Here is an 18,679-nt window from a genome sequence, read left to right on the forward strand (position 1 = left end):
AATGAATCTAGACAGTTAAGTCTATCACAGAAAGTTCTCTTTGCCTACACTTCTGCCCTGAAGACGCCAAATCAGGACAAAAATGACCTGATTTTTTACCATAGCAAAAATTTTGACATCCCCCCATCAATTGTGTGAACACTACCAATATACTGCAAACCAAGGGTAAAACGCCAATGGTTGCCTGCATCATATAAAACCATTCTAATATGAATAGCTAATTAAGCTGCTTTTCCTTAAGACTTTTGCTCCGACAGTGACCAATGGACTAGCTGAGCAACCTTGGACGACAATCCCAAGGCTTCAAGCTCTTCTATGCTGGCTGCCTCAATCTTGGTGATGGAACCAAAGTTCGTCAACAGCTTTTGCCTGGTTTTTGGACCAACACCCGCAATCGCATCCAGACGCGAAGACAAGGATTTCTTCGACCGCGACTGGCGGTGGAAAGTAATAGCAAAGCGGTGAACCTCATCTTGGATTCGTTGAACCAAGAAAAAGCCCTGGGACTGGTGGTCTAAGCGCACAACCTGCTCGGTCTTACCGTTAATCAAATCGGCAGTCTTGTGCTTATCGTTTTTAACCATGGCCGCAATCGGTACATCAAGGCCCAGCTCATCTTCCAAAACTTCCTTGGCCGCATGAAGCTGGATGATGCCCCCATCCATTAAAATCAGGTCCGGCATCTCAGCGCCTTCCTTCAGAAGGCGGGAATAGCGGCGCCGAATGACTTCCTGCGTTTCTAGCCACTCATCGGCATGGTCTGTCGACTTAATCTTGTATTTCCGGTACATATCCTTGTTTGGTCGTCCATCTTCAAAGACCACCATCGCCGACACAATTTCTTCCCCTTGGGTATGGGAATGATCAAAGGCTTCTATGCGATGGCCCATTGAAATTCCAAGAGCATCAGTAACTTCCTTCATGGCTCCAGAAGTCTTTTGCTCATTCAATTCCATCAGGCGGAACTTTTCTTCCAGGGCAATCCTGGCGTTCTTTTCTGCCAAGTCCAGCAAGTCCTTCTTTTCACCGCGGACGGGCGTGCGCACCGGAATATCCAAGGCAGCGGCTAGCAGGTCATGGTCAACGCCCTTTGGCACTAAAATTTCCTTAGGCTTTTGGATGTTCTTTTGTAGGTAGAATTGCTGGATAAAGGTCGTAAATTCATCAATCCCGTCACCAACAACGGCAAAGGTCTGCTTACTTTGCCGAATCAAGCGAGCCTGCCGAACAAACATCACGGAAACCGTAATCCATCCCTTATCTAGGTAAAAATTAAAGATATCACGTGGCGTTGAATCATTCGACAAGATTCGTTGGCTTTCAACCGTTTCATCAATATACTTCAGTTGGTCACGTAAATCAGCTGCCCGCTCAAACTCCAAATTTTCAGCAGCTTGGCCCATTTGTTTTTCGATTTGCCGCTTAACGACCTTGGTATCACCGGACAAAAAGCGCTTAATTCGGTCAACCTGAGCCGTGTATTCCGACTTAGGCACATCCCGAAAACAGGCACCGAGGCACTGCCCCATCGAATAATAGAGGCAAGGACGACCTTGGCGGCCCTTGCACCGTCTTAGTGGGTAATTTTTTTCCAAGAAATGGAGCGTTTCCTGGGCAGCATAAACGTTGGGATAAGGCCCAAAGTAAAAAGCGCCATCCTTCTTAACTTCTGAAACCAAGGCCATTCGCGGATCGGTTTCGCGAGTAATCTTGATGTATGGATAGCCCGTTCCATACTTCAAGCGAATGTTGTAATAAGGCTTATACTTCTTAATTAATTCATTTTCCAACAAGAAAGCTTCTTTATCAGAATTAGTCACGATAAAGTCAAAGTCAACAATGTTGGCAACCAGTTCGGCCGTCTTGCCAGTATGGTCCTGCTTAAAATATGACCGCACCCGGTTCTTCAAGTTTTTGGCTTTACCGACATAAATAATTTTGCCCAAACGGTCCTTCATTTGGTAAGAACCTGGTTCATCTGGTAAGAGGAGCAGTTTTTGTTCAAGGTGTTTTGAGATATTGGCTAACATAACTTTATTATACCCCCACGACTTCTATGTACGAAAAGGCCGCCAAATAATATGGCGACCTTTTTGTCTTCAAAACAAAGCATTCATTAAAAAATCAGCTTGGTGCTTACTTTCCGTTATAGGCCACAGCAGCAGTAATAAAGCTGTTGTACAAACCTTCTGGCTTGTTTGGCCGTGAAATAAATTCTGGGTGGTATTGAGCAGCAATAAAGAAGTCGTTCTTTGGATATTCGATGACTTCCATCAACTTGTTATCAGGTGATGTTGCTGAGAAGACCATACCAGCCTTTTCAAATTCGTCCCGGAACTTAATGTTAAATTCGTAGCGGTGACGGTGACGTTCGTCAACTTCGGGCTTGTTACCATAAGCGGCAGCAGTCTTTGTGCCCTCCAACAGGCAAGTTGGGTAGAAGCCAAGACGTTGTGTACCACCCAAGTCAGTCACTTGGTTCTGGTCATCCATCAAGGCGATGATTGGGTGCGTTGTTTCAGGGTTCAACTCAATTGAGTTGGCATCCTCATAACCCAAGACATCACGGGCAAATTCAACAGAGGCCAATTGCATCCCCAAGCAGACACCCAAGAATGGAATGTTGTTTTCACGGGCATAACGGATTGCCTGAATCTTACCTTCTGTTCCACGAGGACCGAAGCCACCGGGAACCATGATGCCATCCATATCCTTCAACAAGGAAGCAACGTTTTCTTCCGTCACTGTTTCAGAATTAATGTGAGCAATTTCAACATCAGTGTCTTGTGAGTAACCACCATGCTTCAAGGCTTCATTCACTGAGATATAAGCATCCTGCAAATCAGTATACTTACCAACAACGGCAACATGGATAGTCTTCTTTGGGTGCTCGATGGCATCAACCATGGCCTTCCATTCCGTCATGTCGGCTTCTGGCACGTCCAACTTCAACTTATCAACAACCACTTGGTCCATCTTTTGTGCTTGCAAATTCAAAGGAATTTCGTACAAAGTGTCCACATCGCGTGATTCAATCACGGCTTGTGGGTTAACATCCGTAAAGGTTGCCAACTTTTCCTTCATTTCATCTGTCAATGGATGTTGTGTTCGCAAGACCAACATGTCTGGTTGGATACCCAATGAACGCAGCTGTGAAACAGAGTGTTGCGTTGGCTTTGTTTTTGCCTCACCGGCAGCTTGTAAGTAAACAATCAATGATGTGTGCAGGTAGAAGACGTTTTCGTTACCAAAGTCTGATTTCATCTGACGCAAGGCTTCGATAAATGGCAATGATTCGATATCACCAACCGTTCCACCAACTTCGACGATAACAACATCGGCATCAGTTGATTCACCAGCCTTCACAATCTTGTCCTTGATGGCGTTCGTGATATGTGGAATTACCTGGACAGTGGCACCATGGTAATCACCCTTACGTTCCTTGGCCAAAACTTCTGAATAAATTCGACCAGTCGTCACGTTTGAGTACATGTTGGTGTTGATGTCCATGAAACGCTCGTAGTGGCCCATGTCCAAATCAGTTTCAAGACCATCGCCTGTCACATACGTTTCCCCGTGTTGGTATGGAGACATGGTACCTGGGTCAACGTTGATGTAAGGATCCAACTTTTGAATTGCCATCTTCAAGCCGCGGTTTTTCAACAAACGACCCAAAGAAGCTGCTACGATTCCCTTTCCAAGGGATGAAACGACCCCACCGGTAACGAAAATATACTTGGTTTGCTTCTTTGCCATAATGCCTCCTATGTTTTGCCTGACAAACTGAATTTTGCTCTGAATTTTGCTATGGTTTTAGCCAAAATTCATTAAATAAAATAGAAAGGCTCCCAAGCAGTAGCTTGGGAGCCATAAAAGATTTTCACATTAAATGTGAGCCCTAATATATATTACAGACTGCCCCCCTGAATGTCAACACTTACTAAAATAATTATCTAGACCAAACACTTTCAGTCTTAGGGACCAGTGTTAACCAAACATTAGCAAAGATTTCTTCGACAACAATATTGACAATCAAGTAATCGAAGCACCCTTGTCAGCAAAGCTGATTTTTACTTCACTTCTTGCTGGTTACGGTGCGTCCAGAAGTACAAGAGTCCCATGAAGAGCAAGAAGCCAAAGCCAATGGCTAATGGTACCCGAGTCGTTGGGTTAATCACCATGAAGACCAAAGTAATTAATAGGAAGAAAATTGCAAAGTAGTTCGACCATGGTGACAAGGCCAACATGAAGGGGTGGCCCTTCATCAAATCTGGGTTTTCCTTGCGGAACTTAATTTGGGAAATCAAGATCACAAACCATGGCACCATTCCCGGTAAGGTTGAAGCCGAGTAAACCAAGACGAAGATGTTCGCAGACCCCTTCCAGAAAAGCGGTAAGACGGCATTTAAGACGATACCCAACAAAATCCCCAATGACATAGCCATCACAGAAACATCTGGCACGCGGTTCTTTGACAACTTCAAGAAGACTGGCGGCAATTCCTTTTGCTGTGCCAATGTGTACAACATCCGTGATGATGAGAACAGACCGGAATTCAAAGCCGATGCGGCAGCTGTCAACATCACGAAATTGATGATTCCGGCAGCAGCCGTAATGCCAACCTTGGCAAACGTTTCAACGAATGGTGAGCCGACCGTGTCTAATTTATCCCAAGGATAAATCGTCACAATCACAAAGATTGCCCCAACGTAGAAAATCAGGATTCGCGCAACAATCGACTTAATCGACTTCACAATGGCTTCTTGAGGGTGGGCCGCTTCACCGGCCGTAATCCCAATAATTTCGATAGCTTGGTAAGAAGTGACCACGATTGACAAGGCAAACATGAAGCCCTTCAAGCCGTGAGCAAAGAATGGTCCGTGTGACCAAAGATTTGAAAAGCCAATGGCATGACCGTGATTACCAAAGCCAAAGACAATCATCAACAGTCCCAAGATAATCATAAAGACAATCGTCAAAACCTTAATGATTGAGAACCAGGCTTCCAATCGACCATAGGCCTTAACCGTCACCAAGTTCGTTAAGGTCAACAGGATTAAGACAATCACACCCGTTACCCAAGTTGGCACGCCCGGCCACCAGTAGTGCATATAATCACCAACGGCGATTGTTTCCGAAATTCCAACCGTTAGCCACTGGAAGACATTCGCCCACACGGTTAGGTAACCGGCAACCGGATGAATATACTTCGTTGCATAATTAGCAAATGATCCAACAATTGGCTTCACGTAAAGCATTTCACCCAATGCCCGCATGACAATATATAAGACCAAGCCGGCCAATAGGTAGGCCAGCAAGACGGACGTTCCCGTCCACTTGATGGTCGATGATGACCCCAAAAAGAGCCCAACACCAATTGTTCCACCAAGGGCAATCATCTCCATCTGGAATGATGACAATGACCGCTTTAATTCTTTTCCATTTTCCATCTGTCTCTCCTTCACGCGGCTGGTCAAACAAAAAAAGCGCCCCTAGAAATCTCTAGGGACGCTTGTTGCGTGGTACCACCCGTGTTTTGCCTAAGTAAAAAGACCTAGACAACACTCTTTTGCCAAGATAACGGCTGACAACCGGGCTTCATTTCACGCATTACTCAAAGGCCACTACTGAGGGAGTTTTCACCGGCTTCGCCCGTCACTTTCACCAACCATGACGTCTCTAGCAGACTGGTACCGATTACTCGTCCTCATGAATGTGATAATTGTAAGCGCATCTGAAAAAAATTGCAAGTACTTTTATCGAAGACAATCGAGCGGCAGCCATTGGTACGCTGATTTTTTAAAATATTATGATTCGACCTGGTCATATTTTGACAGGTTCATCACCTTCCAAATCAGCAAAGCTACTACCCAGGCAACAACGAAAATCGCTACCAAAATAATGCCCAATTCGTTGAAATCAAGCGCCCCCGCCCACTGGGTTAAGAAGTTATCCCAGTGGAACATCGCTGACATCGATTGGATCAAGTCGACAACACCAATAAAGCCGGCAGCAATAATCGAGATACTCGTTAAAATCAGGTTAAAGTAAACCTTGCGATAAGAAGTTGAAATAATCCAGTTATAGGTCGTTGACATAAAGAAGCCATCCAGAGTATCCATCAAGCACATTCCTGCGGTAAAGAATAGAGGCACAGATAAGATAGCATACCAAGGAACACCGGCAGTCGTTGCCGTTGCCGATGTGGCTAAGACCGCCACCTGCGTTGCCGTATCAAAGCCCAAGCCGAACAAGAAACCAACAACGGCTACCTGCCAGTTATGGTTAACTAAGTTCAGCATTTTCATAAACAGGCGGTAGATTCGGGACTGGGAAACCAACTGTTCATTATCAGAGTCCAAAGCGACCTTTTTCATTTGCCGGAAATTTTGCCAAATACCACGAAGGATAAAAGTATTGAAGCAGGCCAGCAGTAACAGCATCGCAGCTGCAATCATGGTCCCAAACATCCCACCAACAGACTCTAAAATTGGCAAGGAATGGTCAGCCCACTCGACAAAAAGCACCGTCAGTAAGGTGAGCAATACCACGACCACAGAATGCCCGAAGGAGAAAGAAAAGCCAACCCCTCTCGTATTTTTGTGGTCATTCAACATTTTACGGGTCATATTGTCGATTGCGGCAATGTGATCAACATCAAAGGCGTGGCGCAGGCCAAATGTAAACGAAATACCGGCCATCCCAAGCAACTGGGGATATTTTCCAAGTCCCGTGCTCAAAAACACGGTGCCTAAAGCCAGGATACTAAGGATAAAGGCCCCATAACGGCTAATGTCGAATTTCCAACTGTGACTGTCTGTCATAAATACTGCTCCTCTTTTCTAGTGCCTAAAACCCACTTCAGTAATAAAAACCATGGCGATAATCAAAATTCGTAAAGATCATCGCCATGTTAGCCATAATTTTGTCAATATCAAGTCCCTTCCGAATGACGGTTGGACATGACTGGATGCCCACTTATTGGTGGCTGCAATTGGCGACAGCGATATTCTTGTTCACCATTCAGCCTAGGCCAACAGTTTCTGCATCTTGGACTAATTCACTATCGGCTTTGACTGCTTGGCAGTTTTTTAAAAAAGCCGTCGGTACACTGACTGAAATCGCATCAATCCTAAAGCTTTTGAGAAAAGCAACCTTGGCCCGATGAAAAAATAAGTCCGAGTTTTATTCACCATCACGGATGCTCTTTCATCAAGTCAAACCTACTTTTTAGGCCCCTTCCGCATTTCGTGAATAAAAACGAACTAATTTCAATGACTAGTCCGCAAAGGAAAAAGATTAATCACCTGACCTTGTTAGGGGACAAATATGCCGGAGTTGTGCCTATCTAAGCTTTGTACTTCATAATTTCATCTATATTATATTTGTTTCAATTTGAAATGGTGTTTTATACCTTTTCTGTCAATTACATTATTGAATTCTAATATCATTTTCTAACTTAGCCCCAACATCGCCTTGGCATATGGTGACATCCTTTCAACCGACCAAGCCGGTTCCCAACAATATTCAATCTTAACCTCCTCGACACCATCAATAATTTTTAAGGCAGTGGCAATCATTTCCTCTAATGTCCCCATAATCGGACAGCCAATCACTGTTAAGGTCATGTTAACTATGCATAACCCTTGGTCATTTAAGTCAATTTCATTAATAAAACCCAAATTGACGATATCTACACGAAAGTCCGGATCAACCACCTGACTTAAGGCCAGCATAATTTCTTCTTTTTTCCCTGCATCCATTTTTATCCTACCGATCCATTCATTTCAAACTTCATTAAACGGTTCAATTCAACCGCATATTCCATCGGCAGTTCTTTGGTAAATGGCTCCACAAAGCCCATGACAATCATTTCGGTCGCTTTTTCAGCCGAAATACCCCGGCTCATCAAATAATAAAGCTGGTCTTCAGAAACTTTGGAAACCTTAGCCTCATGTTCCATCGAAACATTGCCGTTCAAGACAGTGTTATAAGGAATGGTATCTGCTGACGACTGGTCATCAACCAAGATGGTGTCACATTCGACGTGGGCAAAAGAACCCGCCGAATCGCGACCAAACTTCACTGTTCCCCGGTAGTCAGTTGATCCACCATCATGGGCAATTGACTTTGAAACAATCGAAGAGGACGTATTGGGCGCATTATGGATCATCTTGGCACCAGAATCTAAGTTAACGCCCTTACCGGCAACTGCAATTGAGAGCATGGTCCCTCTGGCTCCCTGGCCATTCAAATAAACCGAAGGGTACTTCATCGTTGTCTTTGACCCAAAGTTTCCATCGACCCATTCCATCGTGGCGTTTTCTGCAGCTGCTGATCGCTTCGTTTCAAGTGAGTAGACATTGTTCGACCAGTTTTGAATGGTCGTATAGCGGCAATAGCCATCCTTTTTGACGATGACTTCCACCACAGCTGCATGAAGGGAGTCTTGCGAATACATTGGCGCAGAGCAGCCCTCAACGTAGTCAACATGGGCGCCTTCATCAACAATAATCAGCGTGCGTTCAAATTGCCCTTCCTGTGCCGTATTGATCCGGAAATAAGACTGGATAGGTGTCGTGACGTGAACACCCTTTGGCACATAGATAAAGGTTCCCCCGGACCAGACGGCCGAGTTCAAGGCAGCTAATTTATTATTAGTCGGCTTCACCAATGAACCTAAATATTCTCGAACCAGTTCTGGATATTCCTGAACAGCCGTGTCGGTGTCCGTGAAAACGATTCCCGTCTTCTCGAACTCCTCTTTCATCCGGTGGTAAATCACTTCGGACTCATACTGGGCGGAGGAGCCGGCTAGCCACTTGCGTTCAGCTTCTGGCACTCCCAACCGTTCAAATGTATCCTTCAACTCTTGGGGAACATCGTTCCAATCGCGGTATTTACCGTTGGTTGGCTTGTTATAGTAATAGATTTCATCAAAATTCAGGTCGGATAGGTCTGGACCCCAGTCCTGCATTGGCATCTTCAAATAAGCCTGGTAAGACTGGAGTCGAAAATCAAGCATCCAACCGGGTTCATTCTTCTTAGCCGAAATTTTACGAATAACCTCTTCATTCAATCCCTGCCCTGTCGAATAGACTGCCTGGTAGTCATCATGAAAGCCATGAGCGTACTCCTCGTCAGCCCCGATGGCTGCCCGTGTTCGCTGCAGGTCTTCTTGTCGATCAATTTCCATTCTTACTCCCCCTCAATCTTGGCAATTAAAGCAGTCACTGCATGGCTGGCGAGAGTGGCACACTTGAGTCGTGTTGGAAACTGACGAACGCCGGCCAAAGCCGACAATTCGCCAAGGTCAACATCCCCATCTTGCCAGCCTTTGTCCTCAACTGATTGGCTTTCATCGGTGAACAAGCCATCCTGGTTCTGACCTTGGACCTGATCAGCCATTAATAATTCAGAAAATGCCGCTAATTTTTCCCGAGCCGCTGGCAAACTTTGGCCAATTAACTGTTCAGTCAGCATCGAAGCCGCAGCCATCGAAATGGCACAACCCGCCCCGTCAAAGGACATGTCTTGAATCTGATTTCTCAACACAACCATTCGCACTTGTAAGACATCTCCACAGCTTGGATTAAACTTTTCAACCTGTTGGCCAACCGAGGCTGGCAACGTCCGAAAATGATGAGGATTTTTAGCATGGTCTAAGATGACCTGCCGGTATAAAATTCCTAAGTCTGCTTGATTCATACAAAGTACTCCCGAGCCTGCCGCAGAGCCGAAACAAAGCGGTCAAGGTCTTCTTGGTTATTGTAAAAGGCAAAGGTGGCACGGACGGCCGATTGAATGCCCAAATAATCCATTAACGGCTGGGCGCAATGGTGACCCGCCCGCACCTCAACGCCCGCCATATCCAAAACGGTGGCGACATCATGCGGATGAACACCCGCTAGGTTAAAGGACAAAACACCATGGTGGTTTTTGGCGTCCTTTGGCCCATACACGGTTAAATCAGGGATTTCTGCCAGAGCGGACAGAGCGGCTGCCATCAACTCTTCCTCTTTGTCGGCGATTGTCTCTAAGCCAACCTCGTTCAAGTAATCAACAGCTGCCCCGAGACCGATGGCGCCGGCAATATTGGGCGTTCCAGCTTCAAAGCGCCAGGGCAGCTCTTGAAAGGTCGCTTCCTCTAGTGTCACCCGTTCAATCATTTCCCCACCGTATTGCACTGGTGTCATGGCTTCTAAGAAATCAGTTTTTCCGTATAGCACCCCAATTCCGGTTGGCCCGAGCATTTTGTGACCAGAAAAGGCATAGAAATCAACATTTAAGTCCAAAACATCGATGGGGAAATGGCCGACACCCTGGGCCCCATCAACAATGACCGTCGCCCCAACCTCATGGGCCAGTGTCGTCATTTCCTTGACGGGTGCCAGGCTACCAAGAACGTTGGAAACGTGGGCAAAGGAGACGATTTTCGTTTTCTGACTGAGCTTGTTCTTAAAATCAGCCAAATCAATTTCGCCTTTGTCCGTCAGGGAAACGTACCGCAACCGAGCCCCCGTCGCCTTGCCCAACACCTGCCAAGGAACAATGTTGGAGTGGTGTTCCAGTTGGGTTAACAAGATTTCATCCCCAGCCTCCAGATGGTTCGGTCCATAGCCCTGAGCCAGCCAATTCAGGCTTTCGGTCGTCGACCTGGTAAAGACAATGTTTTTAGCAGCCGCCACACCAATCATGGCTGCAACCTTCGCCCGTGCCCCTTCATAGCTAGTCGTTGCTTCTTGTGAGAGCGTATAAACGCCGCGATGAACATTGGCATTTTCTTGGTCATAATAGGCCCGAATCTGGTCTAAGACCTGGTCTGGTTTTTGACTCGTCGCCGCCCCATCGAGGTAAGTTAAGGGATGGCCGTTGACCTGCCGATTTAAAATTGTAAAATCATCTCGTACCGTTTTCATTGTTTAACTTTCTTTCAATGGCCGCAACGACCTGATTTTCGACCTTTTGATCATGGATTTTCGCGAGGATTTCACCAACAAAGCCACGAACAACGAGCCTTCTAGCGACTTGTTCCGTCAGTCCGCGACTCATCAAATAGTAGAGTTGCTGGTCATCGACCTGGCCAACCGAGGCCGCATGCCCGGCCGTAACATCACTTTCGTCAATCAAAAGCAACGGATTGGCCTCACCACGAGCACGCTTGGACAGCATCAAGACCCGTGATTCCTGCTGGGCATCGGATCCCTTGGCGCCCTTGATAATCCGCCCCATCCCATTAAAAATCAGGCTTGAACTATTCAAAATCACCCCGCGTTGGAAGATATGCCCAACCGTGTGCCGACCAATATTTTGGATTTCGGTGTTAAAACCTTGGACCTGCTTACCCGAAGTAAACGCGGCCACCTCGGTTTCTGATTTGGCACCCTCACCAACCAGCTTAGTCGTCAATTGGCTAATGACGTTGCCATCATTAAAGGCAGCATTGACCCAATTCACTTCCGCCTGGTTGCCAACAACGGCCTGACGGTTAATAAAACCAGTCGTCTCTTGGTCTAAGTGGTCGAAGTTAACCATCGTCAGTTTGGCACCAGCAGCCGCCAAAACCTCAATCACCAAGGAGACATTGCTGATACCAGCTGTTGCCGTATCTAATTGACTGACGATGCGTGCCTGACTATTCTGATCGGCATAAATTACTACCCGGCCAACCAAGTCACCGTCTGCACCCAAATGAACCAAAAAGAGGTTCAAATTCTCGGTAACCGTTACCCCAGCTGGTAAGTAGACAAAAAGACCCGTATTAGCACTTTGCAAATTTTCTGCCGTCAAGCGGTCCTTTGTTTCGGCCACCCGGTCATAAACTTGTTCAACCAAATCCGGATAGTCCTGCTTGGCCTGCTTCAGTGGCAATAGCAAGACGCCGGCCTCAACCAAGTCCTCCGGCAAATCATAATACGTTTGATTCAGACCCGCTAACTCGACTCCGGCATCCCCTGGTTGCGCCATCAGCGGCTGTTCTGCCTGTCCTTGACCGGGCACTAAATCCGTCAGACCCCAATGTTGGAAACGGACCTTAGGAAAGTCTGGTAGGGGCAATTCTTCAGTTATTTGTCTTGTTAGCTCTTTCATCTCACACCACCGGTACATCTTCGTCTGTGAGCGTAATTTCAAGACCCAATTCGTCACGCAGGGCCGCATAACCCTCACCCTCCAAGCGCTTAGCCAAATCAGGACCAGCGGTCTTCACGATTTTGCCCCCCATCATCACATGCACATAATCTGGCACAATATAATCGAGCAAGCGTTGGTAATGGGTAATCATCAATGTGCCAAAGTCAGCTGACCGCATGCTATTAACACCCTTGGAAACGACTTTTAGGGCATCAATATCTAAACCTGAGTCGATTTCATCTAGAATGGCAATGGCTGGTTTAATCACCAACATTTGGAGAATTTCATTGCGCTTTTTTTCTCCACCAGAAAATCCTTCATTCAAATAGCGGCTGGCCATCTCAGCGTTCATCGACAAAAAGTTCCGCTTTTCTTCCAGTTCCTTCATAAAAGTCATGACACCAACATGGTCATCATCAGCACGCCTGGCATTCACGGCTGAGCGCATAAACTCAAAGTTCGTAATGCCTTGAATTTCAGCCGGATATTGCATGGCCAAAAATAAACCAGCCCGAGCGCGCTCATCGACGCTCATTTTACTTAAATCCTGACCGTCCAACTTGATTGTTCCCTGTGTAATTTGATAGGCCGGGTGTCCCATAATCGTCTGCGACAAGGTTGATTTCCCAGTCCCATTGGGTCCCATGATGGCGTGAATTTCACCCGTATTAATCGTTAAGTTAACGCCCCTTAAAATTTCTTTACCATCAATTTGAACGTGGAGGTCTTCAATTTTTAACGTCTTCATTTATCATCCTCTCCTTATCATTACCAATATTTCCCAATAGTCACCAATTTGTTTAAATTAAAATGCAAGTAGAGATGACAAGAGCCACAACTCCCTGGCGGTATTTTTCTCCGGCAGGTCTTTGCGGCCCCTAATTGTCAGTATTTTATTCCAAAAATTAAAAACTTTTTAGCCACACATTTTTTAAAGATGCTAGGTCTGCCAATACCTCCTAGCCAGCGATCGAAAACGGGTCGACCCCTAAATCAGTGTACTAATCTATCCCAGATAACCACTTCTTTCGATTTAAGAGATTTTGGCACATCAATAATCCGCTGGTTGGCACTACCACGGAATTGGAGCGTCAAATCCTTTTCTTCCTCCAAGAACCGACCGTCAACCACGATATCGATTAGTGACAATAATTCCAACTTGTCATCCGTTTCTTTCATCAACTCATCCCAGGTATAACCGGTCCAAGACCAAATATCCTTTTTATGGCCAAATTTCTGGCGGATCCGCTTGGCCAACTGTATGCAAACTTGGGTATTCAAGAAGGGTTCACCACCTAATAACGTCAAGCCCTGAACATAATCCTTTGATAAGTCTTCAATAATTTGGTCTTCAAGTGCCATTGAATAGGGCTGGCCATAGTGGAAATTTTGCGCAACCACGTTATAACAACCCGGGCACATAAACTTGCAGCCAGAAACATACAAAGAACACCGGACCCCCTCACCATCAACAAAGTTGAATGGTTTGTAGTCAGCAATGAACCCCTGACTAAGCTCTTCTGCAGTCCATTCTTTGGGCATCGGATTGTTTGGTTTTCTGATAGCTCGCGACATCTGTAATCATCTCCTGCGTTAAATGCTTGGCTCGTGCTGCAATTTCGACGTGACGGCCATGGACCATCGGGCGTTGTTGTGGATTCCCAAGGTAACCACAAGTTCGCTTAACCACATCACACATCTGCGGATCGTGGTTGCCACACTGTGGACATTCAAAGCCTTTGGCTGTTGCCTTAAAGTCACCAGAGAAACCACACTTAAAACACTTATCAATTGACGTATTGGTTCCCAAGTAGCCAACGTGGTCATAGGCCCAATCCCAAACAGCCTCTAAGGCTTGTGGGTTTTGACGCAAATTTGGATACTCACAGTAGTGAATAAAACCACCGGCAGCATACTTTGGAAAGGCCTCTTCAAAACTAATTTTGTCAAAGGGGGTTGGATGTTTACGGACATCATAGTGAAAACTATTCGTGTAGTATTCCTTTTCAGTAATGTCTTCAACCTTACCGAACTTTTCAATATCAGCCTCGCAGAAGGTATCCGTCAGCGATTCTGCTGGCGTGGAATAAAGGCTGTAATGGTAGCCACTCTCCTTTTCCCACTCAACGCAGTAGTCATGCATCCGTTTAACGATTTCTTCGGCGAAGTCATGGGCCTCTTGGTTCCCTTCCCAGTTTGACCCATAAAAGGCAGCAACCGTTTCGTACAAGCCAATATAACCGAGCGAAACCGTGGCCCGACCATCTTTGAAGACTTCATCAACACTATCAGTCTTCTTCAAGCGCTTACCAAAGGCACCATACATATACAGGAGTGGCGCATTCTCCGGCACGGCCTCCTTGGTCCTTTCAATTCGATAAGCCAAGGCCTGATGGGTTAAGGCAATCTTTTCATCAAAAATTTGCCAGAAAAGTTCCTTGTCTTGCTTAGCAAAGAGCGAAATTCGGGGTAGGTTCACTGTGACAACGCCCAGGTTCATGCGACCGGAATTAACCTCTTGACCATTTTCGTCTTCCCAACCTTGCAAAAAGGACCGGCAACCCATTGGCGTCTTAAAGGAACCAGTAATGTCGATAATCTTGTCATACATCAGCAAATCAGGGTACATCCGCTTTGTTGAGCATTCGAGTGCCAATTGCTTAATATCATAGTTTGGATCTTTTGGGCTGAAGTTCAAGCCACGCTTGACCGTAAAAGTCAGCTTTGGGAAGATGGCTGTCCGCTGTTCCTTACCCAGACCCTTGATGCGAATTTGCAGGATGGCCTTTTGAATTTCTCTTTCAATCCAGTTCGTTCCTAATCCAAAGTTAATCGTTGTAAAAGGTGTTTGCCCTTGAGAGGAATACAAGGTATTGATTTCATATTCCAAAGCTTGCATGGCATCATAGATGTCTTTTTGAGTTTTTTCCTTGGCATATTCAACTTCCTTTTCCTCGGAAACCCAATTCTGAGCATCAACTAAATGCTTGTCATAATTCTTCTTAGCAAAGGGGGCCAATAATTGGTCAATCCGGTTAGCCGAGCAACCACCATATTGAGATGACGCCACATTAGCGATAATTTGTGACATCTGTGCCGTTGCCGTTTGGATTGACTTTGGCGAATCCACCCAAGCGTTACCAATCTTGTAACCGTTGTTCAAGAGGTTATCAAAATCAATCAAGCAACAATTAGTAGCGGGTGTCACCGGTGAATAATCCAAGTCGTGCCAGTGAATGTCGCCACGCATGTGTCCCTTAGCCACCATCTTTGGTAGCATTTGCATCCCGAGTGCGCGGCTAGCAGCCCCAGCCTCCAAATCGCGTTGGGTATTAAAGACCCGACTATCCTTATTAGCATTTTCATGGACGACAGATGCGTCCTTATCGAATAGTTTTTCAATTCGCTTCTGAACATTGGAAGCATCGGCGAACTTTTGTTTGTCTTTTTCCCAATACGTTTGGTATTGGTTGATGGCTTCTTCTTCGCCATGTTTTTCTAAACAAGCATTCAAGAGTGTCCGAATTTCTGAAGTCGTGACCTTCTTGGCTTTCGCCAAAGTTTCGGTCAATTCTGCCATTATGGCTTGAGCGCTTTCTGTCGATAAATTCAGGTGTTCCAGGATAAAGTCGATCTTATAAGCATAAAAGGCTATTGCTTCGCCACTTTGCTTGATCACGGTTAGCTGTTTCAATTGATTATTTTCGATTGCCTGTACCATTCTAAATTACTTCCTCCTGTTTTTTGTTTTTGTGGGGTACCTCAAATACTACAACGATTTTGTTTTTTAGAACAGATGTTCGCTTGTGAAAAAAGCGCCTTCAAGTGCTCTTAGTCTTAGGGGAAAAGGGGATTAGAATGATAATTACCATTTGTTTACAATCAGAAAAAATTAGCAACAAAAAAATAACTATTTGTTATTGAAATTCTTCACAAAACCTTTTTAACAATGAACCAATTCTGCGTATAATAGGAGAAAAAAGGACGGAACTATGTACACAGACGATTCACTGGTATTGCACACTGATGCATACCAAATCAATATGATTTATACCTATTGGAAAGACAAAATTGATCAAAAGCCAGTGGTCTTTGAAGCCTATTTCCGCAAGATGCCCTTTGACAACGGCTACGTTATTTTCACAGGGCTGGAACGACTCGTTAAGGCCCTAACAAATCTTCACTTTAGCGATGACGACATCGACTACTTACGGTCATTAGACCTCTACGAAGAGGACTTTTTACTCTATCTGAAGAATTGGCGCTTAACGGCAACTATCCGCTCGGCTTTAGAGGGCGAAGTCATGTTCAACCACGAACCATTGATTCAAGTCGATGGTCCCTTGATTGATGCCCAACTGTTAGAGACTCTCTTATTGAACATCATCAACTTCCAGACGCTGATTTCAACAAAGGCAGCTCGGATTGCTTCAGTCACCGATGGCCAGCCGTTGCTTGAATTTGGAACAAGACGAGCCCAGGAACTTGATGCCGCCCTTTGGGGGACCCGAGCCGCCTACATCGGTGGTTTTGATGCCAGTTCAAACGTTCGAGCAGGTAAGCTCTTCCATATTCCAATCTCAGGAACGCATGCCCACGCCTTGATTCAGGCCTACCAAAGCGACTATGAAGGTTTTCGGGCTTATGCCAAAACCCATCATGATGTTGTTTTCTTAGTTGATACCTTTGACACCCTAAAATCAGGTGTCCCCAACGCCATCAAAGTAGCAAAGGAGTTTGGCGATAAAATCAACTTCCAAGGGGTCCGGATTGATTCAGGTGATATGGCTTACCTATCAAAGAAGGTTCGGGCAATGCTCGATGAAGCCGGCTTCCCAGATGCAAAAATTTACGCCTCCAATGACCTGGATGAAAATACCATCTTGAATTTGAAAAGCCAAGGAGCAAAGATTGACGTTTGGGGCATTGGTACTAAGCTGATTACCGCCTATGACCAACCGGCCCTCGGTGCCGTCTACAAAATGGTCAGCATCGATGGACAAAACACCATTAAGCTGTCCAATAACGTCGAAAAAATTTCTACGCCCGGTAAAAAGCAAATTTGGCGGATTACCGATAAGAAGGACGGCAAATCAGAAGGTGACTATTTGACCTTCTTTGGCCTGGATCCAAATCAAGTGGAAACTCTCCACATGTTTGACCCGAACCATCCCCTTCTTTCCAAGGAGGTCACTGATTTTCAGGCAACCCCAATTCTCCATGACATTTTCGTCGATGGAAAATTAGTCTACGACCTGCCTGACATCAAAGAAATTAAGGCCTACGCCAAAAACTCGCTGGATAATCTCTGGGATGAATACAAGCGCATCTTAAATCCAGAAACCTACCCCGTTGATTTGGCACAAGACCTCTACGATGCCAAAAACGACTTAATTCAAACCATCCGTCAACAAATCAAGGAGATGAAAGCATGAGAGCCCTTCAAGCCAAAATTATCGCCGAACTACACGTGCAACCTGTTATTGACCCCCGAGCCGAAATTCGGCGGTCGATTGACTTCTTAAAGCAGTACTTGACCCACAGCGCCTACCAGGGATTGGTCATCGCCGTTTCTGGTGGTCAGGATTCAACGCTGGCCGGTAAATTAGGTCAGATGGCCATTGATGAGCTCAGAGAAGAAACGCAAGAAGACTATCAGTTTATCGCCATCCGCCAGCCTTATGGTCAACAGCAAGATGAAGACGATGCCCAGGCAGCGCTTGACTTCATTAACCCTGATCAAACAGTGACAACCAATATCAAATCAGCCACGGACGCCATGGTTAGCTCTTTGCGTGAGGCTGGTTTGGTCGTTGACGACTTAAGCCGGGGCTCGATTAAGCCCAAGATGCGCATGATCGCCCAGTATGCAGTGGCCAGAGAGCACCAGGCAGTTGTGATTGGCACTGACCATGCGGCCGAAGCCGTCGCTGGGTTCTTTACCAAGTACGGTGACGGCGGCACGGATATCAACCCCCTCTGGCGACTAAACAAGCGCCAAGGACGGGCGTTGCTTGAAGCTTTGTCAGCCCCCGCTCACCTGTATGAAAAGACCCCGACAGCTGATTTGGAAGACGACCGACCGCAGCTGCCAGATGAAGTAGCCCTAGGAGTCTCTTACAAGACCATAGACGACTATTTGGAAGGCAAGCAGGTTTCTACTAGCGACGCCGAAAAAATCGAATCACTCTACTTAAATAGCCAGCAAAAAAGGAACGAACCAATTACGATTTACGACACTTGGTTTTATTAATCATTCAAAACACAAAAAGGACTCCGGGTTTTACCTTACGGTAAAACCCGGAGTCCTTTTTAACTGTTTTTTTGGGGGCAAAGAAAAAGCAGAACTTTTTCAAGTTCTGCTTTTTCTTTGGAATCTCCCAAGGTCGCCTGATTAACTCAGTGCTCCCGCTCGGATTCGAACCGAGGACCTTGGGATTAAAAATCCCCTACTCTAACCAACTGAGTTACGGAAGCAATCCTGTGCCTTAGCACATTTATATATATTACCGAAGCAAGAGCAAAAAAGCAATACTTTTTAAAAAAT

14 protein-coding genes, 1 tRNA gene, 1 pseudogene and 1 other annotated feature are annotated in these 18,679 nt (G+C 45.8%); of the genes and pseudogenes, 2 read left to right on the forward strand and 14 right to left on the reverse strand.

The window, feature by feature from the left end; translation table 11 throughout:
• Nucleotides 1-236: 236 nt before the first annotated feature.
• From uvrC to nrdD, 13 genes and pseudogenes are all read right to left on the reverse strand, one after another.
• Entirely contained in the window at nt 237-2,030 is a 1,794-nt protein-coding gene (uvrC, locus tag AABI20_RS01680; RefSeq protein ID WP_047975327.1) for an excinuclease ABC subunit UvrC, read from the reverse strand.
• Nucleotides 2,031-2,136: 106 nt separating this feature from the next.
• Nucleotides 2,137-3,756 (reverse strand): CTP synthase, encoded by a 1,620-nt coding sequence (locus AABI20_RS01685; protein ID WP_047975328.1) that lies wholly within the window; start codon nt 3,754-3,756, stop codon nt 2,137-2,139.
• Nucleotides 3,757-4,070: 314 nt separating this feature from the next.
• Nucleotides 4,071-5,450 (reverse strand): amino acid permease, encoded by a 1,380-nt coding sequence (locus AABI20_RS01690; protein ID WP_047975329.1) that lies wholly within the window; start codon nt 5,448-5,450, stop codon nt 4,071-4,073.
• 51 nt (nt 5,451-5,501) lie between these two features.
• Nucleotides 5,502-5,723 (reverse strand) — a binding site (T-box leader).
• 84 nt (nt 5,724-5,807) lie between these two features.
• Nucleotides 5,808-6,824: a HoxN/HupN/NixA family nickel/cobalt transporter gene (locus tag AABI20_RS01695; protein ID WP_338346585.1), complete on the reverse strand. Its 1,017-nt coding sequence runs from the start codon at nt 6,822-6,824 to the stop codon at nt 5,808-5,810.
• 37 nt (nt 6,825-6,861) lie between these two features.
• Nucleotides 6,862-6,972 (reverse strand): annotated as a pseudogene (locus AABI20_RS01700) (translation factor (SUA5)); the annotation flags it as partial.
• 482 nt (nt 6,973-7,454) lie between these two features.
• Nucleotides 7,455-7,763, reverse strand: a complete 309-nt coding sequence (locus AABI20_RS01705; protein ID WP_288845901.1) for a metal-sulfur cluster assembly factor — start codon at nt 7,761-7,763, stop codon at nt 7,455-7,457.
• A gap of 2 nt (nt 7,764-7,765) precedes the next feature.
• Nucleotides 7,766-9,196, reverse strand: coding sequence for a Fe-S cluster assembly protein SufB (sufB, locus tag AABI20_RS01710; protein ID WP_047975332.1), 1,431 nt, complete (start codon nt 9,194-9,196; stop codon nt 7,766-7,768).
• 2 nt (nt 9,197-9,198) lie between these two features.
• Complete coding sequence (gene sufU / locus AABI20_RS01715) at nt 9,199-9,708, reverse strand: Fe-S cluster assembly sulfur transfer protein SufU (protein ID WP_047975333.1); 510 nt, start codon at nt 9,706-9,708, stop codon at nt 9,199-9,201.
• The gene (locus AABI20_RS01720; RefSeq protein WP_338346586.1) at nt 9,705-10,919 is read right to left on the reverse strand and encodes a cysteine desulfurase; all 1,215 of its coding nucleotides are present in this window, start codon (nt 10,917-10,919) and stop codon (nt 9,705-9,707) included. Before AABI20_RS01720 ends, sufU begins: the two co-directional genes overlap by 4 nt.
• Nucleotides 10,900-12,090 carry a Fe-S cluster assembly protein SufD gene (gene sufD, locus AABI20_RS01725; RefSeq protein ID WP_338346589.1) on the reverse strand — a complete coding sequence of 397 codons (1,191 nt, stop codon included), beginning with the start codon at nt 12,088-12,090 and terminating at the stop codon, nt 10,900-10,902. Before sufD ends, AABI20_RS01720 begins: the two co-directional genes overlap by 20 nt.
• Nucleotide 12,091: 1 nt before the next feature.
• The gene (gene sufC, locus AABI20_RS01730; protein ID WP_047975336.1) at nt 12,092-12,880 is read right to left on the reverse strand and encodes a Fe-S cluster assembly ATPase SufC; all 789 of its coding nucleotides are present in this window, start codon (nt 12,878-12,880) and stop codon (nt 12,092-12,094) included.
• A gap of 245 nt (nt 12,881-13,125) precedes the next feature.
• Complete coding sequence (gene nrdG, locus AABI20_RS01735) at nt 13,126-13,707, reverse strand: anaerobic ribonucleoside-triphosphate reductase activating protein (protein WP_338346590.1); 582 nt, start codon at nt 13,705-13,707, stop codon at nt 13,126-13,128.
• On the reverse strand, nt 13,643-15,853 hold the full coding sequence (nrdD, locus tag AABI20_RS01740; RefSeq protein ID WP_338346592.1) for an anaerobic ribonucleoside-triphosphate reductase: 2,211 nt from the start codon (nt 15,851-15,853) through the stop codon (nt 13,643-13,645). Before nrdD ends, nrdG begins: the two co-directional genes overlap by 65 nt.
• 271 nt (nt 15,854-16,124) lie before the next feature.
• Here nrdD and AABI20_RS01745 point away from each other — a divergent pair, with 271 nt between their 5' ends.
• On the forward strand, nt 16,125-17,567 hold the full coding sequence (locus AABI20_RS01745) for a nicotinate phosphoribosyltransferase (RefSeq protein WP_288845893.1): 1,443 nt from the start codon (nt 16,125-16,127) through the stop codon (nt 17,565-17,567).
• Entirely contained in the window at nt 17,564-18,385 is an 822-nt protein-coding gene (gene nadE / locus AABI20_RS01750; RefSeq protein WP_338346594.1) for an ammonia-dependent NAD(+) synthetase, read from the forward strand. The genes AABI20_RS01745 and nadE overlap by 4 nt, the downstream gene beginning before the upstream one ends.
• 150 nt (nt 18,386-18,535) lie before the next feature.
• On the opposite strand, the gene AABI20_RS01755 is transcribed toward nadE, so the two are convergent.
• Nucleotides 18,536-18,609 (reverse strand) — tRNA-Lys (locus AABI20_RS01755).
• Nucleotides 18,610-18,679: the final 70 nt, after the last annotated feature.

Origin of the sequence: Fructobacillus cardui, from assembly GCF_963580785.1 — a bacterium.
GTDB lineage: Bacteria > Bacillota > Bacilli > Lactobacillales > Lactobacillaceae > Fructobacillus > Fructobacillus cardui.

Coding starts and splice junctions, on each gene's coding strand:
- sufU (WP_047975333.1), bottom strand. CDS start 9,708: ATGAATCAAGCAGACTTAGGAATTTTATACCGGCAGGTCATCTTAGAC.
- nadE (WP_338346594.1), top strand. CDS start 17,564: ATGAGAGCCCTTCAAGCCAAAATTATCGCCGAACTACACGTGCAACCT.
- sufD (WP_338346589.1), bottom strand. CDS start 12,090: ATGAAAGAGCTAACAAGACAAATAACTGAAGAATTGCCCCTACCAGAC.
- nrdD (WP_338346592.1), bottom strand. CDS start 15,853: ATGGTACAGGCAATCGAAAATAATCAATTGAAACAGCTAACCGTGATC.
- sufC (WP_047975336.1), bottom strand. CDS start 12,880: ATGAAGACGTTAAAAATTGAAGACCTCCACGTTCAAATTGATGGTAAA.
- AABI20_RS01745 (WP_288845893.1), top strand. CDS start 16,125: ATGTACACAGACGATTCACTGGTATTGCACACTGATGCATACCAAATC.
- AABI20_RS01690 (WP_047975329.1), bottom strand. CDS start 5,450: ATGGAAAATGGAAAAGAATTAAAGCGGTCATTGTCATCATTCCAGATG.
- AABI20_RS01685 (WP_047975328.1), bottom strand. CDS start 3,756: ATGGCAAAGAAGCAAACCAAGTATATTTTCGTTACCGGTGGGGTCGTT.
- uvrC (WP_047975327.1), bottom strand. CDS start 2,030: ATGTTAGCCAATATCTCAAAACACCTTGAACAAAAACTGCTCCTCTTA.
- AABI20_RS01720 (WP_338346586.1), bottom strand. CDS start 10,919: ATGAAAACGGTACGAGATGATTTTACAATTTTAAATCGGCAGGTCAAC.
- sufB (WP_047975332.1), bottom strand. CDS start 9,196: ATGGAAATTGATCGACAAGAAGACCTGCAGCGAACACGGGCAGCCATC.
- nrdG (WP_338346590.1), bottom strand. CDS start 13,707: ATGTCGCGAGCTATCAGAAAACCAAACAATCCGATGCCCAAAGAATGG.
- AABI20_RS01695 (WP_338346585.1), bottom strand. CDS start 6,824: ATGACAGACAGTCACAGTTGGAAATTCGACATTAGCCGTTATGGGGCC.
- AABI20_RS01705 (WP_288845901.1), bottom strand. CDS start 7,763: ATGGATGCAGGGAAAAAAGAAGAAATTATGCTGGCCTTAAGTCAGGTG.